Below are 24,817 nucleotides of genomic sequence, written 5' to 3' on the forward strand. Positions count from 1 at the left end.
GCGGCCGCTATTTGAACAGGCTCTTCTTCTCCAGGCTCCAGGCGTTTTCATGCCGCCGGCATCCCAGGGCCGCCAGCAGCAGGCTGAGGGCCAGCCAGGCGACCAGGGGCGCGCTGCCGAAGCGGGCGTAGGGCGTGAGCCCGGTCATGCCGGTGACCTCGGCGCGCAGCACGCCCTGCTCGAACTGGGGCAGGCTGGCGGTGATGCGCCCCTTCTCGTCGGTGACCAGGGTGATGCCGTTGTTGGTGGCGCGGATCAGCGGCCGGCCCAGCTCCAGGGCGCGCATGCGGGCGATCTGCTGATGCTGCCAGGGGCCGATGGACTGGCCGAACCAGGTGTCGTTGGAGACGGTCAGCAGATAGTCGGTGTCCGGCTTCATGTTCTCCCGCACCAGTCCGGGAAAGGCGACCTCGTAGCAGATGGCCACGCTGAAATGGCGGCCGGCGGCATCCAGATCCGGCTGGCCTGCCCCGCCCCGGGAGAAGGATGACATCGGCAGGTTGAAGAAGGGCGCCAGCGGGCGCAGCAGGCTGCCGAAGGGCACGAATTCGCCGATGGGCACCAGCTGCTGCTTGTAATAGCGGTTGTCGTGGCCGTCCGCGTAGGCGCCGCTGCCCAGACCGATCACCGCGTTGTAGACCTCACCCTCGGCCGGGCGGGAGACGATGCCGGTGAGCAGGCTCTGGCCCCGCTCCCGCATCAACTGGTCCACCTCGGCCAGCCAGGGCGCCAGGTGCTGCTCGGAAGACGGCAGGGCCGACTCGGGCCAGATCACCACGTCCGCCTGCTGCTCCGGCAGGGTCAGGCCGATATGGCGCTCCAGGCTGAGCTCGAGCTGGCCCGGTATCCATTTCAGCGACTGTTCGATATTGCCCTGCACCAGGGCGAAGCGGCTGCTCTGGGTCGGACTGACCCACTGGACGAAGCCGACGCCGAAAGCGGCGAGCCACAGCGCCAGTGCCGCCAGGCCGGGCCACCAGGCCGGACGGCGCCGAACCAGCAGCCAGAGCGCGCCGGCGGAAAACAGCAGCAGCCAACTGATGCCCTGTACCCCCAGCACCGGCGCCAACCCGGCCAGGGGGCCTTCCAACTGGCTGTAGCCGAACCACAGCCAGGGAAAGCCGGTCATCACCCAGCCACGCAGCCAGTCCGCCAGCACCAGCAGGGCCGGCAGCGCCAGCAGGGCGCGCAGCACCGGGGAGGGCACCAGTCGTTGCGCGAGCCAGAGCGCGGCGGCGGTATAGAGACTGAGGTAGGCGGCGAGCAGGGCGACCAGGAAGAAGGCGGCCGGCAGCGGCAGGCCGCCGAACAGGGTCATGCTGACATGGATCCACCACAGTCCCGGCAGAAACAGGCCCATGGCCCAGGCGAAGCCCCGTTTGGCGGCGAGGGCCGGGGAGACGTGCTGGGTGGCGGCAAAGAGCCCGAACAGCGACACCAGCGCCAGCGGCCAGTAATCGAACGGACTGAAGGCGAAAACACCGAGGGCCCCGCTAAGCAGGGCCCCGAGTGATGGCAGATAATGGCGCACTTATACTGGTTCCGACGAGGAGGTTTCCTGATTGTCGGGTATCTTAACCTGTAACTGCAGCAAGCGTCGACGATCCGCGTGGGCCACCTTGAAGATAAAGCCGTCGATCTCGACCTGCTCTCCCTTGCCGGGCAGGTGGCCGAAGGCGTGCATCACCATGCCGCCGACGGTGTCGGCTTCTTCGTCGCTGAAATCGGTATGGAAGAACTCGTTGAAGTCCTCGATGTCGGTGAGCGCCGCCACCGCGAAGACTCGCTTGCTGATCTGGCGGATTTCGGCGCTTTCCTCGGCGTCGTATTCATCTTCGATATCGCCGACAATCAGTTCGAGGATGTCCTCGATGGTGACCAGGCCGGACACGCCGCCGAACTCGTCGACCACGATGGCCATGTGATAGCGCTCTTCACGGAATTCCTTGAGCAGCTTGTCGAGCCGCTTGCTCTCGGGTACCACCACGGCGGGACGTAGCACTTTTTCGATGGCGAAGGGCTCTTCGGTCAGACTGAAGCCGTATTGCAGCAGATCCTTGGCCAGCAGTATGCCTTCGATGTGGTCCTTGTCTTCGTTGACCACCGGGAAGCGGGAGTGGGTGGACTCGATGATCATCGGCAGGAACGCCGACACCGGCTGGGACTTCTCCACCGTGACCATCTGCGAGCGGGGGATCATGATGTCCCGTACCCTGAGCTCGCTCACCTCCAGCACCCCTTCGATCATGTCCTTGGTGTCCTGGTCGATGAGATCGCGATCACCCGCGTCCATAATGACTTCTACCAGTTCTTCACGGCTCTTCGGTTCGCCCTGAAAAAGCTGGCCAAGTCGCTCAAGCCAGTTTTTCTTGCTGGACGAACCGTTTTCTGAGTTCGAATTGTCGTCGCTCATGGACCTGTTCAACCTTCCTCTTCATCGTCTTGGTAAGGGTTAGCGATGCCCAATCCGGCCAGTATCGCTATCTCTCTGGATTCCATTATCTCGGCTTCGTCATCCTTAATATGGTCAAAACCGAGTAAATGCAAGCAGCCGTGCACTATCATGTGCGCCCAGTGGGCCTTTAACGGCTTGTGCTGCTCCGCGGCTTCCCGCTCCACCACCTGGCGGCAGACCACCAGATCGCCGAGCAGCGGCAGCGCCACCCCGGGCGGCGCCTCGAACGGAAAGGACAGCACATTGGTGGCATAGTCGCGGCCGCGATAGTCGCGGTTGAGCGCCCGGCTTTCCGCCTCGTCCACCAACCGCACCGTGACTTCGGCATCAATGCGCTCACCGGCGAGGGTGGCGGCCAGCCAGCGTTCGAACTCCTGCTCGTCCGGCAGGCCGGGGGCCTCGTCACAGGCTGTCTGCAGATCCAGCCACAGGGTCATGATTTGCTCTCATCGGGATGACGTTCGCGTTTCTGCTGTTCGTCGAAGGCTTCATAGGCGCGCACGATGCGGGCCACCACCGGGTGGCGCACCACGTCTTCGGCGCGGAAGAAATTGAACGACAGCCCTTCCACCTCGCCCAGTACCTCGATGGCGTGGCGCAGGCCGGACTTGGCGTTGCGCGGCAGATCGATCTGGGTGATGTCGCCGGTGATCACCGCCTTGGAGTTGAAGCCGATGCGGGTCAGGAACATCTTCATCTGCTCCACCGTGGTGTTCTGGCTTTCATCCAGGATGATAAAGGCGTCGTTCAGGGTACGGCCGCGCATGTAGGCCAGTGGTGCCACTTCGATGACGTTGCGCTCGATCAGCTTCTCCACCCGTTCGAAGCCCAGCATCTCGAACAGGGCGTCGTACAGGGGGCGCAGGTAGGGGTCGACCTTCTGGCTCAGATCCCCGGGCAGGAAGCCGAGCTTCTCGCCCGCTTCCACCGCCGGCCGGGTCAGCAGGATGCGGCGGATTTCCTGGCGCTCCAGGGCATCCACCGCCGCCGCCACCGCCAGGTAGGTCTTGCCGGTGCCGGCCGGACCGATGCCGAAGGTGATGTCGTGGCTCAGGATGTGGGCCACGTACTGGGCCTGGTTGGGGGTGCGCGGCTTGATCAGGCCGCGCTTGGTCTTGATGGTCACTTCCTTGCCGTACTGGTAGCCGTTGTCCGCCGCTTCCCCCTGCTCCAGCACCCGGCTCTCCTTGATGGCGAGATGGACCTGTTCGGGAGTGATGTCGGGGACCGACTGGCCGCGCACCGCCTGGGTTTCCACGTACAGCCGCCGCAGCAGTTCGCCGGTCACCTTGACCATGGCGGCCGGGCCCACCACCTGGAAATGCTGGTTGTGGTAGTTGATCTCCACCCCCAGTCGCCGCTCCAGCTGTTTGATATTGTCATCGAAAGGCCCGCACAGGCTGGCCAGACGCTGGCCATCGGCAGGCTGCAGTTCAAGTTCCAGATTGTTGACGTTTGCTGTCAAGGTAACTCCTGAATATCGGGGAATAGGGACTGGGGATTAGGACATCCAGTCCCTATTCCCCAATCCCGAGTCCCTGCATTTTAGGGGGTAAAAGTCGCCACGCCGACCTCGTCGGCCACCCCGTCCGGGCGGCGGGCCAGGATGCTCCGGGGCGAGACCTGTACCCGCAGGTCCATCTCGGCCTCGCCACGCAGGAACTTGCCACGCAGGCTGTGGGGCATCACTTCGGTAATTTCCACGTCGGCGAAGCCGCCGATAAGGCTATGAGGGCCTTCGAAGTTGACCACCCTGTTGTTTTCGGTACGGCCACGCAGCTCCATGGGGTTGAGCTTGGAGGGGCCTTCCACCAGGATGCGCTGGGTAGAGCCCAGCATCTGCCGGCTGATCTGCTGGGCCTGGTTATTGATCACATTCTGCAACCGGTACAGCCGCTCCTTTTTCTCGTCCATCGGCACGTCATCGGGCAGGTCGGCGGCCGGGGTGCCGGGGCGGGGGCTGAAGATGAAGCTGAAGCTCATGTCGAAGCCCAGCTCCTCGATGAGTTTCATGGTTTTCTCGAAGTCGTCGGCGTCCTCGCCGGGGAAGCCCACGATAAAGTCAGAGCTGATGGTGATGTCGGGCCGGGCCGCGCGCAGCCGACGGATCTTGGACTTGTATTCCAGCGCGGTGTGCGGCCGTTTCATCAGGGTGAGGATGCGATCCGAGCCGCTCTGTACCGGCAGGTGCAGGAAGCTGACCACCTCGGGGGTGTCCTTGTACACCTCGATGATGTCGTCGGTGAACTCGATGGGGTGGCTGGTGGTGTAGCGGATGCGGTCGATGCCGTCGATGGCCGCCACCAGCCGCAGCAGTTCGGCGAAGCTGCAGATGTCGCCGTCATGGGTTTCGCCCCGGTAGGCGTTGACGTTCTGGCCCAGCAAATTGACCTCGCGCACGCCCTGCTCGGCGAGCTGGGCGATTTCATAGAGCACGTCGTCCAGCGGCCGGCTCACCTCCTCGCCTCGGGTGTAGGGCACCACGCAGAAGGAGCAGTACTTGGAACAGCCTTCCATGATGGACACGAAGGCGGTGGCGCCTTCGGCCCTGGGCTCGGGCAGGTTGTCAAATTTCTCGATTTCGGGAAAGGCCACGTCCACCTGGGCGCCGTTGCCTTCGAGCACGGACTTGATCATCGCCGGCAGCCGGTGCAGGGTCTGCGGGCCGAACACGATGTCCACGAAGGGCGCGCGGGCGCGAATGGCATCACCTTCCTGGGAGGCGACACAGCCGCCGACCCCGATCACCAGCCCGGGGTTGGCCTCCTTCAGCGGGCGCCAGCGGCCCAGCTGGTGGAACACCTTCTCCTGCGCCTTTTCGCGGATCGAGCAGGTGTTGAGCAGCAGCACGTCGGCCTGCTCCGCTTCCTCGGTGAGCTGGTAGCCGTGGGTGGCGTCCAGCAGATCGGCCATCTTGGATGAATCGTATTCGTTCATCTGACAGCCCCAGGTTTTGATATGAAGTTTTTTGCTCATGGCACTCTTTGAATTACGGCAAGGGACATGCGTTCAGGACCGGGCATTCTACTCTTTTCTCCCGGCAGTGACCAGATAATATCCAGTGCGCCCGGGGCCAGATTCTCGCCGAAATCGCCGGTTAAATGGGGTAGAATGGCCGAAAAATCCGGAGGTTGGACAATGGAACACTGTGATGTCGCCATCATTGGCGGCGGTATGGTCGGTGCCCTGGCGGCGGCGCTGCTGGCGCCTGCCGGGCTGCGCATCCGGGTCATCGAAGCCAGGGCGCCCGCCACCTTCGAATCCGGGCAGGCATTTGACCTGCGGGTGTCCGCCATCAGCGCCGCCTCGGTACGGCTGCTGCAGCAAGCCGGGGCCTGGGACGCCATTGTCGCCATGCGGGCTTGGCCCTACCGCGCCCTGGAAGCGAGTGAATGGCAGGGCTTCGGCACCCGCTTCGAGGCCCGGGAGCTGGATTGCGACCACCTCGGCTTTATGGTGGAAAACCGGGTGATCCAACTCGGGCTGTGGCAGGCGCTGGCCCAATGGCGCAATGTGATGCTCGATTGCCCCAATGGCCTGGCCGGGCTCACCCGAAATGAAGACGGCGTCGAACTGGCACTGGAGGACGGCCAACGGCTACAGGCCAGGCTGGTGCTGGCCTGCGACGGGGCCGAGTCGCGCACCCGCCAGTTTGCGGGCATCGGCGTTACCGCCTGGGACTATGCCCAGCACTGCATGCTGATCGGCATCGAAGGCGAATCGCTGGAGGCCGATACCACCTGGCAACAGTTCTGCCCCAGCGGTCCCCGGGCCTTTCTGCCCCTGGGCCGGCATCAGGGCTCGCTGGTATGGTATGACCAGAAGGCGCGGATCAGGGAGCTGGCCGGACTGGATAACGATGCCCTGGCAGAGCGGGTAGCAGCGCATTTTCCGGCCCGGCTGGGCGCCTTCAGGGTGTTGGACAAGGGCCATTTTCCGCTGCGCCGCCGGCACGCCAACCAGTATGTGAAAGGTGCCGTGGTGCTGCTGGGGGATGCGGCCCATACCATCAACCCGCTGGCGGGGCAGGGGGTGAACCTCGGTTTCAAGGACGTGGCTTGCCTGAGCGAGCTGATGCACCAGGCGGTGGAAGGCGGCGAGGAGGTGGCCTCGGCCGCGCTGCTCGAGCGTTACCAGGGCCGGCGCCGGCCCGACAACCTGTTGATGCAGGGGGCGATGGATCTGTTCTACCAGACGTTCAGCAACGACCTGCTGCCGTTCAAGCTGCTGCGCAACCTGGGGCTGAAGGCCGCCCACCACAGCGGCCCGCTGAAAAACCGGGTAATGAAATACGCCATGGGGCTGTGACTTCAGGGACTTGGGATTGGGGAATAGGGACTGGTACGATTCCCTAATCCCTAATCCCTAATCCCTAATCCCTAATCCCTAATCCCTAATCCCTAATCCCAGAAAGCAAAAAACCAGCCAATGGGCTGGTTTTTGCTTCTTAAATGGCTGGGGTACCAGGATTCGAACCTGGGAATGGCGGGATCAAAACCCGCTGCCTTACCGCTTGGCGATACCCCAATTTTTAATGGTGCGGGAGGCGAGACTTGAACTCGCACACCTTGCGGCGCCAGAACCTAAATCTGGTGCGTCTACCAATTTCGCCACTCCCGCAAAAGAGTGGTGGCTATGGCGGGATTCGAACCTGCGACCCCATCATTATGAGTGATGTGCTCTAACCAACTGAGCTACATAGCCACATAAGCATTGAGTCGCCTCAATGGTTTTCTTAAAAATGGCTGGGATACCGAGTTCCGAACCTGGGCACTGAGGCCGGGATCAAAAACTCGCTGCTCAACCAGCTTTGCAGAAATATGGCTGGGGTACCAGGATTCGAACCTGGGAATGGCGGGATCAAAACCCGCTGCCTTACCGCTTGGCGATACCCCAACAGTAGTGGTTGGCAGTTATAGCACAATTGCCATCCACTTTGAAAAGTGCTGGCTACCGAGTTTGGACCTGGGCACTGAGGCCGGGAGCAAAACCCGCTGTTTGACCAGCTTTACAGAAAAATGGCTGGGGTACCAGGATTCGAACCTGGGAATGGCGGGATCAAAACCCGCTGCCTTACCGCTTGGCGATACCCCAGCAGAGTGGTGGCTATGGCGGGATTCGAACCTGCGACCCCATCATTATGAGTGATGTGCTCTAACCAACTGAGCTACATAGCCACTTCGCTGTCGATGACTGCTCGTCACCGGACGGGGCGCATTATGCGTATCCGGCTCGGGAGCGTCAACCGTTTTTTCCCGAAAAACAGCTCGGGCTCAACCGTTTGGCCAGAAACTAGGCATGGTGGCGCCGGGGTAGCCAGGGCGGCCGGTTTTTTGCCCGAAAAACAACAGGCCGGGGAAGTCCCCGGCCTTTTGCAACAGAGAAAGTCGGCTCAGACGTTGAACAGGAAGTTCATCACGTCGCCGTCCTTGACGATATAGTCCTTGCCCTCGGAACGCATCTTGCCCGCTTCCTTGGCGCCCTGCTCACCCTTGTAGGTGATGTAGTCGTCAAAGGCAATGGTCTGGGCGCGGATAAAGCCTTTCTCGAAGTCGGTGTGGATCTTGCCCGCCGCCTGGGGCGCGGTGGCGCCCACGGGGATGGTCCAGGCGCGCACTTCCTTCACCCCGGCGGTGAAGTAGGTCTGCAGGTTCAGCAACTGGTAGCCGCCGCGGATCACCCGGTTCAGGCCCGGCTCTTCCAGGCCCAGGTCGGCCATGAACTCGGCGGCTTCTTCCGCGTCCAGCTCGGCGATTTCCGACTCCATGGCGGCGCACACCGGCACTACGATGGCGTTTTCGGAGGCGGCGATTTCCTCCACCTGGGCCAGGTAGGGGTTGTTCTCGAAGCCGTCGTCATTGACGTTGGCGATGTACATGGTCGGCTTGATGGTGAGGAAGTTCAGGTAGTCGATGGCCGCCTTTTCTTCCTTGGTGAGTTCTACGCTGCGCAGTACCCGGGCCTGCTCCAGGGCGGGCAGCAGCTTTTCCAGCACCGTCATCTCGAACTTGGCGTCCTTGTCGCCGCCCTTGGCCTTCTTGGCGTTGCGCTGCATGGCCCGCTCACAGGTGTCCAGATCCGCCAGCGCCAGTTCGGTATTGATGATTTCGATATCGTCCCTGGGCGATACCTGGCCGGCCACGTGCACGATGTTGTCGTTGTCGAAGCAGCGCACCACATGGCCGATGGCGTCGGTCTCGCGGATGTTGGCCAGGAACTTGTTGCCCAGGCCTTCACCCTTGGAGGCGCCCGCCACCAGGCCGGCGATGTCCACGAATTCCATGGTGGTGGGCAGGATGCGCTGGGGCTTGACGATCTCGGCCAGGGCATCGAGGCGCGGATCCGGCACCGGCACCACGCCGGTATTCGGCTCTATGGTGCAGAAGGGGAAGTTGGCGGCTTCGATGCCCGCCTTGGTCAGCGCGTTGAACAGGGTGGACTTACCCACATTGGGCAGGCCCACGATACCGCATTTAAAACCCATAATCAGTGTCCTGAAATTTTACTTGGTGGAATCGGCGTTAAAGGCATGCAGGCGGTTCATCGCCCTGGTCATGCCGTCGTTGAATAAAATATCGGTGGCGCGGGCGGCCTCGTCCACCGTGGCCTCGAGCAGGCTCTGCTCGGGAGCCGGCGCCTTGGTGAGCACGAAGCCGGCGACCTGGGACTTGTGCCCCGGATGGCCGATGCCGAGCCGCAGCCGGTAAAAATCCTTGCTGTTGCCGAGGCTGCTGATGATGTCCTTCAGCCCGTTGTGGCCGCCGTGGCCACCGCCCTGCTTGAAGCGGGCGGCGCCCGGGGGCAGATCCAGCTCGTCGTGGGCCACCAGTATCGCCTCGGGCGGGATCTGGTAGAAGTTGGCCATGGCCGCCACCGCCTTGCCCGAGCGGTTCATGAAGGTGGCCGGGATCAGCAGCCGTACGTCACGGCCATGGATGCGTACCCGGCCGGTCCAGCCGAAGAACTTGGCTTCTTCCTTCAGCTGGCCGCCGTGCAGCCGGGCCAGTTCGGCCACATACCAGGCGCCGGCGTTGTGGCGGGTATGGGCGTATTCCGGGCCCGGGTTACCGAGCCCGACGATCAGTTCGATAGGATTCATATGCTGAGTCGGCCGTTAAAATGACGCCATATTCTAATGAAGAGCGGCAATAATGGCCACCTCGGTGACTTGATCCGCCAGAATCGGTAATATAGCCAACATTGTGTACGATCACGTTTAAGATCGTTTGCACTCTCCGGGGCTTCATTGCCCGTTTCATTGCTGCACGGATGCCTGTCACAGGATGCTTCTTATGTACGAACTGCTCGGCTGGGCCCTGCTCGCCGGGGTGCTCAATGCCCTGGCCGGTGGCGGCCTGTTCCTGACCCTGCCGGCGCTGCTGGCTACGGGGGTACCCAGCACCGGCGCCGTAGCCACCGCCAGCGTGGCCTCCTGGCCCGGCTACGCCAGCGCCTTCTGGGGTATCCGCCGCCAGCTCGGCAGCGGGCCCTGGCTGGCACTGACCGCCATCGGCCTGGCCGGGGGCGGCCTGGGTGCGTTGATGCTGGTGCAGTTCCATGCCGACAGCTTCAACTACCTGGTGCCCTGGCTGCTGCTGACGGTGAGCCTGCTCTACGCCCGTCAGCTGCTGAGCCGCGCCGGCTTCGAAGGGCCGCTCGGCATGAAACGCCGGGCCTGGCCGCTGTTGCTGGGCGGCGCCTTCTACGGCGGCTTTTTCGGCGGCGGCCTGGGGGTCCTGCTGATGGCGCTGACCGGCCAGTTGCGGATGGGCTCCAACCTGCAACAGCATGCCATCAAGCTCTATCTGTCGATGCTGGCCAGCGGCGCCACCATACTGGTGTATTCCCTGTCGGGGCTGGTGCACTGGCCGGCCTGCCTGGCGCTGGCGCTGGGGTATCTGGTCGGCGGCAAGCTGGGCGCCCGGTTGCTGGTGTGGATCCGGCCCCGGCTGCTGGCCTGGAGCATAGTGGCGTTCGGCATTGGCCTGAGTGGTTATTACTTTGTGCGCTTTTATTGGTAAATCCCGCATCCCGCACACAAAAAAGCCCGCGAACGCGCGGGCTTTTTGACTTCCAGCGTCCAGCTATCAATGCTCGAACATGGCGGAGATGGATTCTTCGTTGCTGATGCGGCGAATGGCTTCGGCCAGCATGCCGGACAGGGACAGTTGCTTGACCTTGGCCAGGGCTTCGATCTCCGCGCTCAGCGGAACGGAGTCGGTGATAATGACTTCGTCGATCATCGAGTCCTTGATGTTCTGGGCAGCATTGCCGGAGAACACGGCGTGGGTGGCGTAAGCGAACACCCGCTTGGCACCGTGGTTCTTCAGCGCTTCGGCGGCCTTGCACAGGGTGCCGCCGGTGTCGATCATGTCGTCGACGATCACGCAGTCACGACCTTCCACGTCACCGATCAGGTGCATCACCTGGGATACGTTGGCGCGCGGACGGCGCTTGTCGATGATGGCGATATCGGTTTCATCCAGCAGCTTGGCCACGGCACGGGCACGGACCACACCGCCGATATCCGGGGAGACCACCACGGCGTTGTCCAGGTTCTTGGCCTTCATGTCTTCCAGCAGCACCGGGGTGCCGAACACGTTGTCCACCGGTACATCGAAGAAACCCTGGATCTGCTCGGCATGCAGGTCAACGGTCAGTACCCGGTCAACACCCACGCTGGACAGGAAGTCGGCCACGACCTTGGCGGTGATCGGCACCCGGGCGGAGCGCACGCGGCGGTCCTGGCGGGCATAGCCAAAGTAGGGGATAACGGCGGTAATGCGGCCGGCGGAGGCGCGGCGCAGGGCGTCCACCATCACGATCAGTTCCATCAGGTTATCGTTGGTCGGTGCGCAGGTGGACTGGATGATGAAGACATCGCCGCCACGTACATTTTCGTTGATTTGTACGCTGATTTCGCCGTCACTGAAGCGGCCGACATCGGCAGCACTCAGTTTGATAAAGAGACGATCGGCGATACGTTGGGCGAGTTCCGGCGTTGCATTACCAGCAAACAGCTTCATGTCGGGCACGGTTGAAAACCTCGGGGTTGCTTCATGGGTGGCGAGACTGGACGGGGCCGTGAACCCGTATCACAGGAAAACCTGCTATCCAGCCCTTTTTTAGAATTCTGAATCGGGGCGCGTCCTGCAGGTAGCCCGGATTGGAAACCCGGACGGCGAGCCGGTGCATGACCGGGGCGTCCCGCAAGTCGCGCCGGGCAACGAACGGGCCCTCGGGATAAGGGAGAAAGCGGGCCCACCCCCACCTTCTTGCGATCGTTGCCCAGACTGCCGTATTCGATGGCGGGTCAGTTGTCCGTTATCTGCCGTAATGCACCGAACAGCGGCGAGGTATTGCAGCCTTTGGCGACAAAACCGCTGACCCCGGCAGGGGCTTTGTTCAGTGCTTGCTCAGCCGCTTCCCGGCTGTCAAAAGTAGCAAATACGCAGGCGCCAGTGCCCGTCATTCTTGACGGCGCGTATTCTAACAACCAGCCAAGGAGCTTGGCAACCTCGGGGTGACGCTTTTTGACCAGCGCCTCGCAATCGTTTTCCCAAGGCAGGGACAGCCGCTGTTCCAGGCTGAGGACCGGGCTGTTCCGGGGCAATTCCGGGTCGGTGAAGATGGCGGCGGTGGCCACCTCGATGCCGGGCGCGAGCACCAGGTACCAGGGCTCCGGCGGCGTGGCCGGGGTCAGGCGTTCGCCCACCCCTTCGGCGAAGGCGGCGTGGCCGCGCACGAACACCGGCACGTCGGCACCCAGTTGCAGGCCCAGCTCGGCCAGTTGCTTCTGGCTCAGCCCCAACTGCCACAGGTGGTTGAGGGCCACCAGGGTGGTGGCGGCGTCGCTGGAGCCGCCGCCCAGGCCGCCGCCCATGGGCAGGCGCTTGGTGAGCCGGATCCGCGCGCCCCGGGTGCAGCCGGTCTTGCTCTGCAGCAGGCGTGCGGCCCTGATGATCAGGTTCTGCTCCGGCGGCACGCCCGGCAAGTTCGGTTCGAGCCTGAGTTCGCCGTCGGGGGCGGGTGCGAACGCCAGGCTGTCGCCGTAATCCAGGAACTGGAACAGGGTCTGCAGGTTGTGGTAGCCGTCGTCCCGCCGGCCGGTGATATAGAGGAACAGGTTCAGCTTGGCGGGGGCCGGCAGGGTCAGGGTCATGCTTCGAACTCCCACTGGCTGATGGCCAGGCGCAGGGTGGTATCGCCATGGGTCAGGCTCAGGTGGCTGGGCAGCCAGAGCCCGCGGATCCGGGTGTAGCCCAGGTAGGTCAGCTGCCAGCCGTGGGCCTGTACCGTCCTGGGGCGGCCATCGGCGTCGTAGTCCACCCGATCGGCCTCGCCGGGCAGCCCCTTGATCCAGTAGGCCAGCTGCTCCACCGGCAGATCCCATCCGGTCAGCCGGAACACCAGATCCCGGGCGTTGCCGGCGGTATGCCGTTGCCCTTCGCTGTCGGTAAGCTGGATGGTGCCCCGGCGGCGGCTCAGGTCGAACACCCGCTTGCCCACCACGTTGGTGAGGTTGAGCCGGTAGTCGTCGCTGTCCTGGCGCCAGAACAGGCTGAGGCTGCCCCGCTCATCGGGGGTGATGATGCCGAGCCGGGCCGACAGTTGCCAGTCCTGCAACTGGGTCAGGGTGGCTCGCTGGGCCTGCCAGGAGCCAGACGGTGCCTGCTGCGCCTGGTAGGCGCAGCCCGACAACAACAGTACTAAGGTTAGCCAGATAACGCGCACGAGCGACTCCACACAGAATTTTGCCCAAGTATAAGGGCAAGGGTTGCGCCTTTTAAAGGCTTACCCTTTCTCGTACAATAGCCGGCTACTTGAAAGACGTTGTGAGCCGCAGAAAATCCTCATGAGCCTGCTGGTACTGGGAATCAATCATAAGACCGCTTCCGTCGCCCTGCGCGAGCGGGTGGCGTTTGGGCCTGATCTGGCGCCCAGGGCCCTGCACGAGCTGATGCATACCCAAGGGGTGGAGGAGGCGGTGATCGTCTCTACCTGCAACCGCACCGAACTCTATTGCTGCCTGGATCAGCAGGGGGAAAGCGACCCGGTCCGGCACTGGCTGCAACAGTTTCACCACCTGGACGAAGACGAACTGACTTCCTGCCTGTATCAGCATCAGGGCGAGGAAGCGGTACGCCACCTGATGCGGGTGGCCTGCGGCCTGGACTCCCTGGTGCTGGGCGAGCCGCAGATCCTGGGCCAGATCAAGCAGGCCTACAACCAGTCCCACCAGGTGGGCTCGCTCAAGGGCATACTGGAGCGGCTGTTCCAGAAATCGTTCTCGGTGGCCAAACGGGTGCGCACCGAAACCGACATCGGTGCCAGCGCGGTCTCGGTGGCCTTTGCCGCCGTCAGCCTGGCCAAGCGTATCTTCTCCGATCTGAGCCGGACCCGGGTGCTGCTGGTGGGCGCGGGCGAAACCGTGGAACTGGTGGCGCGCCACCTGAAAGAACAGTCGGTGACTCAGATGATGGTGGCCAACCGTACCCTGGAGCGGGCCCAGAACCTGGCCCGGGAGTTCGACGCCCAGGTGATGACCCTGGAGCAGATCCCCGACTACCTGCCCCGCGCCGACATCGTGATCAGCTCTACCGCCAGCCCGCTGCCGATCATCGGCAAGGGCATGGTCGAACGGGCGCTCAAGGCCCGCCGCAGCAAACCCATACTGCTGGTGGACATCGCCGTGCCACGGGATATCGAGCCGGAAGTGGATGAGCTCAACGACGCCTACCTGTATACGGTGGACGATCTGCAGGGCATCATCGAGCAGAACCTCGAAGCCCGCAAGCGGGCCGCCGGCCAGGCCGAACGCATCATCCTGGAGGAGCGGGACCAGTTTATGGGCTGGTTCCGTTCGCTCAAGTCGGTGGATCTGATCCGCGACTACCGGGCCCAGGCCGATATCCTGCAGCAGCAGGAACTGGAGCGGGCGCTGCAGTCCCTGGCCCAGGGGGAGGACGCGGCCCGGGTAATGCAGCAACTGGCCCGGCGTCTGACCAACAAGCTTATTCATACTCCTACCCAGGCGCTGAGCCAGGCGGGCAAGGACGGCGATCAGGAAATCCTGGCCGTGCTGGCCCAGAGCCTCGGCCTCGATCAGCGTTGACCAGCCACAGCGGCGAGAACCCCATGAACATATCCATACTGAAGAAACTGGAAGGCCTGCAGGAGCGCCATGAAGAGGTGCAGGCGCTGCTGGGCGAGGCCTCGGTGATCAACAACCAGGAACAGTACCGGGCCCTGACCCGGGAATACGCCCAGCTGGAAGACGTGGTCGGCTGCTTTCGCCGCTACCAGCAGGCGCAGGCGGATCTGGCCGGCGCCGAAGAAATGCTGGCGGAAGACGACGCCGAACTAAAGGCGATGGCGGAAGAAGAAATCGAGGCGGCCGGGGAAACCATCGAATCCCTGGAGCATGAACTGCAGATCCTGCTGCTGCCGAAGGATCCGAAGGACGACAACAACTGCTTCCTGGAGATCCGCGCCGGCGCCGGCGGCGACGAGGCGGCCATCTTCGCCGGCGACCTGTTCCGCATGTACAGCCGCTATGCCGAACAGCAGCGCTGGCGCATCGAGATCGTCAGCGCCAGCGAGGGCGAGCACGGTGGCTTCAAGGAAATCATCGCCCGCATCGAGGGCGCCGGCGCCTACGGCAGGCTCAAGTTCGAGTCCGGCGGCCACCGGGTGCAGCGGGTGCCCGAGACCGAATCCCAGGGGCGCATCCACACCTCCGCCTGTACGGTGGCGGTGCTGCCGGAAGTCCCCGAGACCGAGGCCCCCGAGATCAATTCGGCGGATCTGAAAGTGGATACCTTCCGCGCCTCCGGCGCCGGCGGCCAGCACGTCAACAAGACCGACTCCGCCATCCGCATCACCCACCTGCCCTCCGGCATGGTGGTGGAATGCCAGGACGAGCGCTCCCAGCACAAGAACCGGGCCAAGGCGATGGCGGTGCTGGCCTCGCGCCTGGCCCAGATGGAGCAGGACAAACGCCAGGCCGAGGAGCAAAGCACCCGCCGCAACCTGCTCGGCAGCGGCGATCGTTCCGATCGTATCCGCACCTACAATTATCCCCAGGGGCGGGTGTCGGATCACCGTATCAACCTGACCCTGTACCGGCTGAGCGAAGTGCTGGAAGGCCAGCTCGACATGCTGACCCAGCCGATACTGCAGGAACACCAGGCCGACCTGCTGGCCGCCCTGGCGGGGCACTGATGACCCTGGCCGGGCTGCGCCAACGGCTGCGCGAGCAACTGGCGGGAGGCGAATCGCCCGCCCTGGATACGGACGTGCTGCTGTGCCATGTGCTGGGCAAGCCGCGCAGTTTCCTGCTGGCCTGGCCGGAATATCAACCGACCCCGGCCGAGCTCGACCGACTGGCCGCCCTGGTGGCCCGCCGGCAACGGGGCGAGCCGGTGGCGCACCTTACCGGCGTGCGTGAGTTCTGGTCGCTGGAACTCGAGGTCTCGCCCGATACCCTGATCCCCCGGCCCGATACCGAACTCATGGTGGAGGCGGCCCTGGCCCGGCTGCCGGCCGCGCCCGCCACCCTGGTGGATCTGGGCACCGGCACCGGCGCCATCGCCCTGGCGCTGAAGAGCGAACGCCCCGCCGATACCGTGCTGGCGGTGGAATTCAACCCGCAGGCGGCAGCCCTGGCCCGGCGCAACAGTGAACGGATGGAGCTCGACATCGAAGTGCGCGAGGGCTGTTGGTTTGACCCGCTGGCAGGGCTTCATTTCGACATGATCCTGTCCAACCCGCCCTATATCGATGCCGCCGATCCTCATTTACAATCGGGAGATGTACGCTTCGAGCCGGTGTCGGCCCTGGTGGCGGAGCAGCAAGGCATGGCCGACCTGCGCCAGTTGATCGCCGAGGCCCCCCGCCATCTGGTGGCCGGCGGCTGGTTGCTGCTGGAGCACGGCTGGCAGCAGGGGGCAGGGGTGCGCAACGACTTTACCGCCGGGGGCTATCGACAGGTGGAAACCCTGCGCGACTACGGCGGCCAGGAGCGGATTACGCTGGGGCAGTGGCCCGGGAGGCAAGATGCTGAAGAGCAAGGTAAGTGATCGCTGGCTCGATGCGGCACCGCACAGCCTGATGACGCTGGCGCTGGACGTGGTGGAGAGCCTCTATGGCCCGCCGGCGCGGGACAAGGCCGGGCTCAGCCTGTTTGCCCTGGAGCGGGAGCTGGCCGAGGTGCTGGCGGGCACGGTGGCGGCCCGCCAGCTGGTGCCGGCGCTGTACCACCGCCTCGGGGTCGCGGGCGACTGGGAACGGTTCTTTTCGGCGGACAACACCCTGATGGATCGGGTGCTGGCACGGCGCCGGGGCATACCGGTGAGCCTCGGCATCCTGTTACTGCACCTGTGCGAACGGTTCGGGGTGCGGGCCGAGGGCATCTGTTTCCCCGGCCATTTTCTGGTGCGGCTCTGGTGCGGGGAAGAGGAGTCGATCATCGACCCTTTTACCGGCAAGGCCCTCGGTCGGCGGGAAATAGAACAGCTGCTACGCGGCGCCAGGGGCAACCTGGCCCGGCTCAAGCCCGAGCACCTGGAGCCGGCGGAGCCCATGGACATACTGGCGCGGCTGCTGAACGTGACCAAGGCGGTGTTCATCCGCCACAAGCAGTTTTCCCAGGCGCTGGCCTGCAGCCAGCTGCTGCTGAAAATCAAGCCGGATTGCCCCTACCAGCGGCGCGACCGGGGTTTTCTGTTCGAGCAACTCGACTGCGACCAGCTCGCCGCCGAGGATTTCGAATTCTTCATCCAGCACTGCCCCGAAGATCCGGTGGCCGACGTGCTGAAAGCCCAGATAGCGGCCCTCGACCTGGGTCCCAAAACCCTCCACTAGGAGTAGCGATGAAAACCGTCAAGATCGATCAGATTAACGTGGCCAACGATCAGCCCTTCGTGCTGTTCGGCGGCATCAACGTGCTGGAGTCCCGGGAGCTGGCGCTGAGAGCCTGCGAGCACTACGTCGAGGTGACCGGCAAGCTCGGCATTCCCTATGTGTTCAAGGCCAGCTGGGACAAGGCCAACCGTTCCTCCATCCATTCCTTCCGCGGCCCCGGCCTGGAAGAGGGCATGAAGCTGCTGCAGGAAATAAAGGACACCTTCAAGGTGCCGGTGATCACCGACCTGCACGAGCCCTGGCAGGCGGCCCCGGTGGCCGAGGTGGCGGACGTGATCCAGCTGCCCGCCTTCCTCGCCCGCCAGACCGATCTGGTGGAAGCCATGGCCAGGACCGGCCGGGTGATCAACATCAAGAAGCCCCAGTTCCTGAGCCCGGGGCAGATGAAGAACATCGTCGACAAGTTCATCGAGTGCGGCAACGACCAGCTGATTTTGTGCGAGCGCGGCGCCAACTTCGGCTACGACAACCTGGTGGTGGACATGCTCGGCTTCGGGGTGATGAAAAAGGCCACCGCCGGCGCCCCCATCATCTTCGACGTGACCCACGCCCTGCAGTGCCGGGACCCGCTGGGCGAGGCCTCCGGTGGCCGCCGGGAGCAGGTGGTGGACCTGGCCCGGGCGGGCATGGCCACCGGCCTGGCCGGCCTCTTCCTCGAATCCCACCCGGATCCGGAGCACGCCAAGTGCGACGGCCCCAGCGCCTTGCCGCTGGCCAGGCTCGAGCCCTTCCTGGCCCAGATCAAGGCCCTGGACGAGCTGGTGAAAAGCTTCGAACCGCTGGATACCCGCGGCTGAGCCGGACGGGATAGCTCGTTCTTCACAAAGGCGGCCAGGGTGCCGCCTTTGTTTTTCTCAATGGTTGAGCCGGATCGCCGAGTTATTTAGAATAGCCGTCCAGCCGTATTTATGGCTTCAACTATCCGACGGGATCCAGCCGGCAATGAGTGACAACCTCGACCATTTCGACCGCAAAATACTCGCCATCGTACAGCGCAACTGCCTGACCCGCAGCGAAGTCATCGCCGAGCACATCGGCTTGTCGCCGTCGGCGGTGCAGCGACGGCTGAAGCGGCTGCGCCAGAACAGGGTGATCAGCGCCGACGTGGCGGTGATCGACAACCGCAAGCTCGACAACCTGATGACCTTTATCGTCGGCCTGGAAATCGAGCGGGAAAACTACCAGGTGATGGACCGCTTTATGCGTTGGGCCCAGGGACAGGACGCCTTCCAGCAGATCTTCTACGTCACCGGCGCGGTGGATTTGGTGGCGGTGATCCTGGCCCGGGACGTGACCGAGTTCGACACCATCGCCGAAGCCACCATGAGCCAGTTCCCGGAAATCAAGCGCATGAATACCAATGTGGTGCTCAATGTGCTGAAGTCCGGGTTGAATCTGCCGATCTGACCCTTTTTTCTTATCCCGCCGCCGGGCGCAGCAGGGCGGCCACGGCGGCGATGTCCGCCGGCGAGGTGCGGCAGCAGCCGCCGATAAGAGCAGCGCCTTCCCGCTGCCAGTGCCCGGCGGCCCGGGCGAACTGCTCGCTGTCGGCCGGGCCGTGCCAGCACTTGTGGCCGGCGTCATACTGTTCGCCGGAGTTGGGGTAAACCAGCAGCGGCTTGGCGGTGGCGCCGCGCACCGATTGCAGCAGCCCGGGCACGTGCTCGGGGGCGGTGCAGTTGAGGCCCACCGCCACCACCGACTCGAAGGGCGCCAGGGCCGTGACACAGTCGCGCAGCCGTTCGCCCTGGCTGTTGTGCTCCGCATCCCGGCAGCTGAAGCTGACCCAGCCGCAGGCACCGGGGTACGCTTCCATCAGCCGGGCCAGGGCCCGGGCCTCGCTCAGGCAGGGCAGGGTCTCGCAGGCCAGCAGGTCGGCGCCGGCCGCCAGCAGCAGCTCCAGCCGGGGCCGGTGAAAGGCCATCAGGCCGGCTTCATCCAGCCCGTAATGGCCCCGGTACTCGGAGCCGTCCGCCAGCATGGCGCCGTAGGGGCCGACCGAGGCCGCCACCAGGGGGCGGGGGCGGCGCGCACGCTGCTCGGCGCTCAGTCCCCGCCAGAAGTCATCCCGCGCATCTACCGCCAGTTGCACCGCCCGGTGCATCAGGCCGGAGGCCTGTCCGGCATCCAGCCCGCGACGGGCGAAGGCCTCGAAGGTGGCCTGATAGCTGGCGGTGATGGCCACATCGGCGCCGGCGGCGAAATAGTCGTAATGGACGGCGTAGATAAGCTCGGGCTGCTCGATCAGCACCTTGGCCGACCACAGCGGATCCTTGAGGTCGCAGCCCCGGCTCTCCAGCTCGGTGGCCAGGGCGCCGTCGAGGATAAGCGGGGAAAACTGCGCGAGCAGGGCGTCGATGGGGTTGGACATGATTCACCTTGTGCAAGGCCGCCCGAGGGCGGGGGATTTAGAGGATCTGCGATAAAAACTGCTGCAGGCGGGGATGGGCCGGCCGGCTGAAAAAGCCGTCCGGGGTGTCTTCCGCCAGCAGCCGGCCGTCGGCCATAAACAGCACCCGGTCGGCCACTTCCCGGGCGAAGCCCATCTCGTGGGTGACCACCACCATGGTCATGCCGTCCCGGGCCAGGCCCTTCATCACTTCCAGCACTTCCCCCACCATTTCCGGATCCAGCGCCGAGGTGGGTTCGTCGAACAGCATGATGTGCGGCTGCATGCACAGGGCCCGGGCGATGGCCACCCGCTGCTGCTGGCCACCGGAGAGTTGGGCCGGGTAGTGGTCCATGCGATCCGCCAGGCCCACCTTGGCCAGCAGGGCTCGCGCCTGCCGCTCGACCTCGGCGCGCGGACGCCGGGCCACCTTGAGCGGCGCCAGCATCACATTGTGCAGCGCGGTCTTGTGGGGGAAGAGGTTGAAGCCCTGGAACACCATGCCCACCCGCTCCCGGAGCCGGTTGACATTGGTGGCTCGGGCGTGGATGTCGATACCGTCGAGCTCGATGCGGCCGGCGCTGATGCTTTCGAGCCGGTTGAGGGTGCGCAGGAAGGTGGACTTGCCCGAGCCCGAAGGCCCGACGATCACCACCACCTCGCCGCGGCGCACCTGTACCGATACCTGGCTGAGTGCCCGGCAGCCGTTGTCGAACACCTTGTCGACCCGGCTGGCGCCGAGAATGGTTTCTGCGTGCTTTATTCGCATGGGTGCTCCTAGTGTCCCGCCGCCAGGCGCTGTTCCAGCCGCTGCACCAGCCAGGACAGGGACGCCGTCATCACCAGGTAGAGCAGGGCCACGGTAAACCACACCTCGAAGGGGGCGAAGGTGGAGGACACCACTTCCCGCCCGGCCTTGGTCAGGTCGGTGAGGGAGATCACCGACACCAGGGAGGAGTCCTTGATCAGGTTGATGAACTGGCCGGCCAGGGCCGGCAGGCTGCGCCTGAGCGCCTGGGGCAGCACCACCTCGACCATGGCCCGCACATAGCTCATGCCGAGCGAGCGGGCTGCCTCCATCTGCCCCACCGGCACCGCCTGGATGCCGGCGCGGATGATCTCCGCCACATAGGCGGCGCTGAACAGGGTGAGGGCGGTGGCGCCGGCGGTGAAGCGATCCAGCGACAGCACGGTGCCGACGAAAAAATAGATGATGAAGATCTGTACCAGCAACGGGGTGCCGCGGATGATCTCGATATAGAGGATGCACAGCTTGCGCAGCGCCGGGTTGGCGGACAGCCGGCCCAGGCCCAGGCCCAGGCCGAGCAGCACGGAGCACAGCAGCGATACCAGCGACAGCTGCAGCGTCATCACCATGCCATGGAGGATGGGGCCGGCGCGCAGGCTGTCGATCCTAGCGACCTCGTCCCCCTCGAACAGCAGATCGCCGTCCGCCACCAGCAGGGTGCTGAATTTGTCCAGCACCAGGGGCGCATCGCCGTGATCGGACACCAGGGTCAGGGTTCGGCCATCGTCGCCGAGTTCGGCCTGGCCGTCGAAGGGCGCGCGGATGGACTCGGGCGAGGTGTCGACGATATAGGGCAGCACCCGCTCCCAGCGCCAGTGGTAGTCGATGCTCTGGGTGGACCAGTAGATACCGCCGGCCAGCATGAGCACCACGCCCATAAAAACCCCGTTCCACAGCCAGCGGTGTTTGGCAGCCTGCATATGCTCGTTCTTTCCCGTAAAACCCGCCGGCGGCGTTCGGACCGCCGGCGATGATCCGCTGTTACTGAACCCGGCCGACCCAGGCGTCGCTCTTGAACCACTTGCGATAGAGGCGATCGTAGCTGCCGTCTTCCCGGATCTGGCGCAGGTAGTTATTGAGGAAGTTGAGGAAATCCCCGTCGCCCTTGCGCACCGCCCAGCCCAGCGGACCGTAGGTGAAGGCCTGGTCCAGGTGTACCAGCCGGCCCGGATTCTGGGCGGCGTAGACGGCGTTGTAGCTGATGTCGTAGACGAAGGCGTCGGCCCGGCCGTTGGCCACTTCCTGGGCGGCGTCGGCGGAGCTTTCGAACAACCGCACCCTGGCCCGGCTCAGGTAACGCTTGATGGCGTATTCGCCGCTGGTGCCGAGCTGGGCGGTGACGGTGTAGCCTTCATCGTTGAGCTGGCGGTAGGAGTCGATGTTGTCGGCCAGTTCCGGGCGGAGCAGCACAGTCTGGCCGGCGTCGAAATAGGGCTCGGCGAAGTTGACGCTGAGGTTGCGCTCGGGGGTGACCGTCATGCCCAGGATCAGATCGCACTTGTTGGTGTGCAGGGCGGGGATGATGCCGTCCCAGCCGGTGTTGACCGGCACGAACTCGACGTTGATCGATCTGGCCATGGCTTTGGCGATGTCGATGTCGAAGCCGATGAAGTCGCCGCCCTTGTCGGTCATCTCGAAGGGCATGTAGCCGGACTCGAAGCAGAAGCGGAACTCGCCCGAGCTCTGGATCTGCTCCAGGGTGGAACTCTGGGCGGCGGCGCTGAACAGGCCGAGGCTGCCCAGCAGGAGAAGGCCGAGATGTTTTTTCATGAAACTGTCCCTGTGGCGAACGAAGGCATCGGGAGCGAGGGCCCCGATAGCGATAACGGAGCCCCGTATTCTAGCGGCAGCGCACGGGGATATTCCGCGTTATCGGGGAAAAAAGTGGGGTGTTGCGGCGCCGGGCGAAGCCCGGGCCGGCTCAGGTCATTTCGGTGGGCGAGTCGGGATCCTTGTCCTCTTTGCCGGGCGCATAGGGGCCGGCCATTTCCTGCAGGATCCGCCCCAGCTCCATCGGCAGGGGGAAGACGATGATCTTGCTGTTGTCGCTGCTCACTTCGGTCAGGGTCTGCAGGTAACGCAGCTGTATCGCTTCCGGTTGTTGCCCGAGTATGCGGGCGGCCTCCAGCAACTGCTTGGAGGCCTCCAGCTCACCGGTGGCGTGGATGACCTTGGCGCGCCGGGACCGTTCCGCCTCGGCCTGGCGGGCGATGGCGCGGATCATGGATTCATCGAGGTCCACGTGTTTTATCTCCACCGCAGTCACCTTGATGCCCCAGTTGTCGGTGCTCTGATCCAGGATGCGCTGCAGATCCGTGTTGAGGGTATCCCGGGCCGAGAGGATCTCGTCCAGCTCGTGCTGGCCGAGCACGGATCTCATGGTGGTCTGGGCCAGCTGACTGGTGGCCTCCAGGTAGTTTTCGATGTTGATGATCGCCTTCTGCGGATCCAGCACCCGGAAATAGAGCACCGCATTGACCCGCACGGTGACGTTGTCCCTGGAGATCAGATCCTGGGAAGGGATGTCCATGGTAATGATACGAAGATCCACCCGCACCATTTGCTGTACGAAGGGGATCACCAGGATAAGGCCCGGCCCCTTGATCTTGTAGAAACGGCCGAGCAGGAAGATCACCCCCCGCTCGTATTCCCGCAGTATGCGGAACATGCTGGTAAACAGCATGATCACCAGCACCACTATCAACAGTTGGAAATACAGAAAATCGATCATCATGACTTGCTCTCCTCTGCCGGAGCTACGTTGAGGGTGAGATCGTTCACCGACACCACCACCACCAGCCGGTTCGCGGCGATGGGCTGCGGGCTCCTGGCCTGCCAGCGTTCCCCCTGCACCAGCACGGTGCCGGCGGGATCGATGTCGGTCAGGGCGATGCCCCGTTCACCGACCATGGCGATGCTGCCGGAAACGGGAGCCCGACGGCGCTGTTTTACTATCATCCGCACCACCACCAGGATCAGGCTGAGCGAAAACAGGGTAAAGGCGCCGACGAAGGGCCAGGCCACGCGGAACGCCTGGTCCGGGGTGTCGAACAGCAGCACCGAGCCGATGGCGAAGGCCACCAGGCCGCCGCCGCCGAGGATGCCGAAGCTGGGGGCCAGGGCTTCGGCGATCATCAGCACCACCCCTAGCAGGATCAGCGCCAGGCCGGCGGTGCTGACCGGCAGCATCTGCAACGCCAGCAGGGCCAGCAGCAGGCAGATGGCGCCGGTGACGCCGGCCACGCCGAAGCCCGGGCTGTAAAATTCGAGCAGGATGCCGTACATGCCCACCAGCATCAGCAGGTAGGCGATATTGGGGTTGGTGATGATCATGATGAAACGCTGGCGCCAGTCGGGTTGGCGCTGCTCGGCCAGCAGCCCGCCGGTGGCGAAGGTATAGGAGCCGTCATGGAAGGTGATTTCCCGCCCGTCCAGTGCCTGCAGCAGAGCGGGGATGTCCGCCGCCATCAGCTCGATAACCTGCTGCTCCAGCGCCTCGGGGGCGGTGAGAGTGGCGGCGTCGCGCACCGCCTGCTCGGCCCATTCGGCGTTGCGGCCGCGCAGCTGGGCCAGGGACTTGATATAGGCCACCGCATCGTTCAGGGTCTTGCGCTCCATGGCGCCGGCGTCGGGGGCCGGCTGCTCGCCTTCCTGCTCTTCTTCCGCCTGATCCCGTGGCCGCTCGGTACTGCCGGGCGGGCCTATCTGCACCGGCGTCGCCGCGCCCAGGTGGGTGCCCGGGGCCATGGCCGCCACGTGGCTGGCATAGAGGATGTAAGTGCCCGCCGATGCGGCCCGGGCACCGCCGGGGGAGACATACACCACCACCGGCACCCGGGATTCGAGCATGGCGCTGATGATGTCGCGGGTGGCGCTGTACAGGCCGCCGGGGGTGTCCATGGTAAACAGCACGAAGGCGGGATTGTCCAGTTGGGCCTGGGTCAGTTCGGTCACGATAAAGTCCGAGGTGCCGGGGCCGATGGCCCCCTTGATATCCAGCTGCCAGTAACGCTCCTGGGCCAGCACCGGGGTGCCCAGCAACAATAGCAGCAGTAACAGGCCTCGCCAGTTCATATACCCAGCTCCAATGCAGTCTCTATTAGAGCTTAGTGCATGAAGCCGGAGTGGTGTTTTTTTAGCCGAAAAGGATAAGGCGTATGGCCCTGTTGCACCGCTCCCCGGGAGGAGGCACCATCGACTCTTTCGGGACCAGGGGCCGCCGACGGCGGCCATGCATGTT

The 24,817-nt window shown here is 64.2% G+C and carries 24 protein-coding genes and 6 tRNA genes; 8 read left to right on the forward strand and 22 right to left on the reverse strand.

The features are described from left to right. Window positions 1-7 precede the first annotated feature (7 nt). The 5 genes from lnt to miaB all read right to left on the reverse strand — a co-directional run bounded on the left by lnt (window position 8) and on the right by miaB (window position 5,431). Window positions 8-1,531: an apolipoprotein N-acyltransferase gene (lnt, locus tag C7H85_RS12825; RefSeq protein ID WP_106730100.1), complete on the reverse strand. Its 1,524-nt coding sequence runs from the start codon at window positions 1,529-1,531 to the stop codon at window positions 8-10. Then, entirely contained in the window at window positions 1,532-2,413 is an 882-nt protein-coding gene (gene corC / locus C7H85_RS12830; protein WP_106730101.1) for a CNNM family magnesium/cobalt transport protein CorC, read from the reverse strand. A gap of 8 nt (window positions 2,414-2,421) precedes the next feature. Continuing rightward, window positions 2,422-2,892 (reverse strand): rRNA maturation RNase YbeY, encoded by a 471-nt coding sequence (gene ybeY, locus C7H85_RS12835; RefSeq protein ID WP_106730102.1) that lies wholly within the window; start codon window positions 2,890-2,892, stop codon window positions 2,422-2,424. Further along, the gene (locus C7H85_RS12840) at window positions 2,889-3,920 is read right to left on the reverse strand and encodes a PhoH family protein (RefSeq protein ID WP_106730103.1); all 1,032 of its coding nucleotides are present in this window, start codon (window positions 3,918-3,920) and stop codon (window positions 2,889-2,891) included. The genes ybeY and C7H85_RS12840 overlap by 4 nt, the downstream gene beginning before the upstream one ends. A gap of 80 nt (window positions 3,921-4,000) precedes the next feature. Continuing rightward, window positions 4,001-5,431: a tRNA (N6-isopentenyl adenosine(37)-C2)-methylthiotransferase MiaB gene (miaB, locus tag C7H85_RS12845; protein ID WP_106730104.1), complete on the reverse strand. Its 1,431-nt coding sequence runs from the start codon at window positions 5,429-5,431 to the stop codon at window positions 4,001-4,003. 162 nt (window positions 5,432-5,593) lie between these two features. Here miaB and C7H85_RS12850 point away from each other — a divergent pair, with 162 nt between their 5' ends. Next, entirely contained in the window at window positions 5,594-6,763 is a 1,170-nt protein-coding gene (locus C7H85_RS12850) for an FAD-dependent monooxygenase (RefSeq protein WP_106730105.1), read from the forward strand. Between the two features lie 144 nt (window positions 6,764-6,907). On the opposite strand, the gene C7H85_RS12855 is transcribed toward C7H85_RS12850, so the two are convergent. The 8 genes from C7H85_RS12855 to pth all read right to left on the reverse strand — a co-directional run bounded on the left by C7H85_RS12855 (window position 6,908) and on the right by pth (window position 9,554). Continuing rightward, a tRNA-Gln gene (locus C7H85_RS12855) sits at window positions 6,908-6,982 on the reverse strand. Between the two features lie 8 nt (window positions 6,983-6,990). Beyond that, window positions 6,991-7,075 (reverse strand) — tRNA-Leu (locus C7H85_RS12860). 7 nt (window positions 7,076-7,082) lie between these two features. Further along, a tRNA-Met gene (locus C7H85_RS12865) sits at window positions 7,083-7,159 on the reverse strand. A 117-nt stretch (window positions 7,160-7,276) separates the two neighbouring features. Continuing rightward, window positions 7,277-7,351 (reverse strand) — tRNA-Gln (locus tag C7H85_RS12870). 123 nt (window positions 7,352-7,474) lie between these two features. After that, a tRNA-Gln gene (locus C7H85_RS12875) sits at window positions 7,475-7,549 on the reverse strand. A 6-nt stretch (window positions 7,550-7,555) separates the two neighbouring features. Beyond that, window positions 7,556-7,632, reverse strand: a tRNA-Met gene (locus tag C7H85_RS12880). A 215-nt stretch (window positions 7,633-7,847) separates the two neighbouring features. Then, window positions 7,848-8,939, reverse strand: a complete 1,092-nt coding sequence (gene ychF, locus C7H85_RS12885) for a redox-regulated ATPase YchF (RefSeq protein WP_106730106.1) — start codon at window positions 8,937-8,939, stop codon at window positions 7,848-7,850. 18 nt (window positions 8,940-8,957) lie between these two features. Next, a complete protein-coding gene (pth, locus tag C7H85_RS12890) occupies window positions 8,958-9,554 on the reverse strand; it encodes an aminoacyl-tRNA hydrolase (protein ID WP_106730107.1) in 597 nt (198 codons plus the stop codon). Between the two features lie 193 nt (window positions 9,555-9,747). Here pth and C7H85_RS12895 point away from each other — a divergent pair, with 193 nt between their 5' ends. After that, window positions 9,748-10,476 (forward strand): sulfite exporter TauE/SafE family protein, encoded by a 729-nt coding sequence (locus C7H85_RS12895; RefSeq protein WP_106730108.1) that lies wholly within the window; start codon window positions 9,748-9,750, stop codon window positions 10,474-10,476. Between the two features lie 66 nt (window positions 10,477-10,542). Here C7H85_RS12895 and C7H85_RS12900 read toward each other — a convergent pair whose 3' ends face one another. The 3 genes from C7H85_RS12900 to lolB form a co-directional block, all read right to left on the reverse strand. Beyond that, window positions 10,543-11,490, reverse strand: coding sequence for a ribose-phosphate pyrophosphokinase (locus C7H85_RS12900; RefSeq protein WP_146140458.1), 948 nt, complete (start codon window positions 11,488-11,490; stop codon window positions 10,543-10,545). 278 nt (window positions 11,491-11,768) lie between these two features. Further along, window positions 11,769-12,617: a 4-(cytidine 5'-diphospho)-2-C-methyl-D-erythritol kinase gene (ispE, locus tag C7H85_RS12905; RefSeq protein ID WP_106730110.1), complete on the reverse strand. Its 849-nt coding sequence runs from the start codon at window positions 12,615-12,617 to the stop codon at window positions 11,769-11,771. After that, a complete protein-coding gene (gene lolB / locus C7H85_RS12910) occupies window positions 12,614-13,189 on the reverse strand; it encodes a lipoprotein insertase outer membrane protein LolB (protein ID WP_158260090.1) in 576 nt (191 codons plus the stop codon). Before lolB ends, ispE begins: the two co-directional genes overlap by 4 nt. Before the next feature lie 121 nt (window positions 13,190-13,310). Here lolB and hemA point away from each other — a divergent pair, with 121 nt between their 5' ends. From hemA to C7H85_RS12940, 6 genes are all read left to right on the forward strand, one after another. Beyond that, a complete protein-coding gene (gene hemA / locus C7H85_RS12915; RefSeq protein WP_168388261.1) occupies window positions 13,311-14,570 on the forward strand; it encodes a glutamyl-tRNA reductase in 1,260 nt (419 codons plus the stop codon). 23 nt (window positions 14,571-14,593) lie between these two features. Then, window positions 14,594-15,679 (forward strand): peptide chain release factor 1, encoded by a 1,086-nt coding sequence (prfA, locus tag C7H85_RS12920; RefSeq protein ID WP_106730201.1) that lies wholly within the window; start codon window positions 14,594-14,596, stop codon window positions 15,677-15,679. Continuing rightward, window positions 15,679-16,536, forward strand: a complete 858-nt coding sequence (gene prmC, locus C7H85_RS12925; protein ID WP_106730113.1) for a peptide chain release factor N(5)-glutamine methyltransferase — start codon at window positions 15,679-15,681, stop codon at window positions 16,534-16,536. The genes prfA and prmC overlap by 1 nt, the downstream gene beginning before the upstream one ends. Continuing rightward, the gene (locus C7H85_RS12930) at window positions 16,514-17,320 is read left to right on the forward strand and encodes a SirB1 family protein (protein ID WP_106730114.1); all 807 of its coding nucleotides are present in this window, start codon (window positions 16,514-16,516) and stop codon (window positions 17,318-17,320) included. The genes prmC and C7H85_RS12930 overlap by 23 nt, the downstream gene beginning before the upstream one ends. 8 nt (window positions 17,321-17,328) lie before the next feature. Next, a complete protein-coding gene (kdsA, locus tag C7H85_RS12935; RefSeq protein ID WP_106730115.1) occupies window positions 17,329-18,177 on the forward strand; it encodes a 3-deoxy-8-phosphooctulonate synthase in 849 nt (282 codons plus the stop codon). Window positions 18,178-18,322: 145 nt separating this feature from the next. Continuing rightward, window positions 18,323-18,787 carry an Lrp/AsnC family transcriptional regulator gene (locus C7H85_RS12940; protein WP_106730116.1) on the forward strand — a complete coding sequence of 155 codons (465 nt, stop codon included), beginning with the start codon at window positions 18,323-18,325 and terminating at the stop codon, window positions 18,785-18,787. A 10-nt stretch (window positions 18,788-18,797) separates the two neighbouring features. Here the strand turns inward: C7H85_RS12940 and mmuM are convergent, their stop codons facing one another. From mmuM to C7H85_RS12970, 6 genes are all read right to left on the reverse strand, one after another. Further along, window positions 18,798-19,751 carry a homocysteine S-methyltransferase gene (gene mmuM / locus C7H85_RS12945; protein ID WP_106730117.1) on the reverse strand — a complete coding sequence of 318 codons (954 nt, stop codon included), beginning with the start codon at window positions 19,749-19,751 and terminating at the stop codon, window positions 18,798-18,800. Window positions 19,752-19,788: 37 nt separating this feature from the next. Further along, window positions 19,789-20,538 (reverse strand): amino acid ABC transporter ATP-binding protein, encoded by a 750-nt coding sequence (locus tag C7H85_RS12950; RefSeq protein ID WP_158260091.1) that lies wholly within the window; start codon window positions 20,536-20,538, stop codon window positions 19,789-19,791. An 8-nt stretch (window positions 20,539-20,546) separates the two neighbouring features. Then, window positions 20,547-21,497, reverse strand: coding sequence for an amino acid ABC transporter permease (locus tag C7H85_RS12955; RefSeq protein ID WP_106730118.1), 951 nt, complete (start codon window positions 21,495-21,497; stop codon window positions 20,547-20,549). A gap of 61 nt (window positions 21,498-21,558) precedes the next feature. Beyond that, on the reverse strand, window positions 21,559-22,347 hold the full coding sequence (locus tag C7H85_RS12960) for a transporter substrate-binding domain-containing protein (protein ID WP_106730119.1): 789 nt from the start codon (window positions 22,345-22,347) through the stop codon (window positions 21,559-21,561). A 151-nt stretch (window positions 22,348-22,498) separates the two neighbouring features. Then, window positions 22,499-23,311 (reverse strand): slipin family protein, encoded by an 813-nt coding sequence (locus C7H85_RS12965; protein WP_106730120.1) that lies wholly within the window; start codon window positions 23,309-23,311, stop codon window positions 22,499-22,501. Continuing rightward, window positions 23,308-24,651, reverse strand: coding sequence for an NfeD family protein (locus C7H85_RS12970; RefSeq protein ID WP_106730121.1), 1,344 nt, complete (start codon window positions 24,649-24,651; stop codon window positions 23,308-23,310). The genes C7H85_RS12965 and C7H85_RS12970 overlap by 4 nt, the downstream gene beginning before the upstream one ends. Window positions 24,652-24,817: the final 166 nt, after the last annotated feature.

This window comes from Zobellella endophytica (assembly GCF_003012775.1).
Lineage (GTDB): Bacteria > Pseudomonadota > Gammaproteobacteria > Enterobacterales > Aeromonadaceae > Oceanimonas > Oceanimonas endophytica.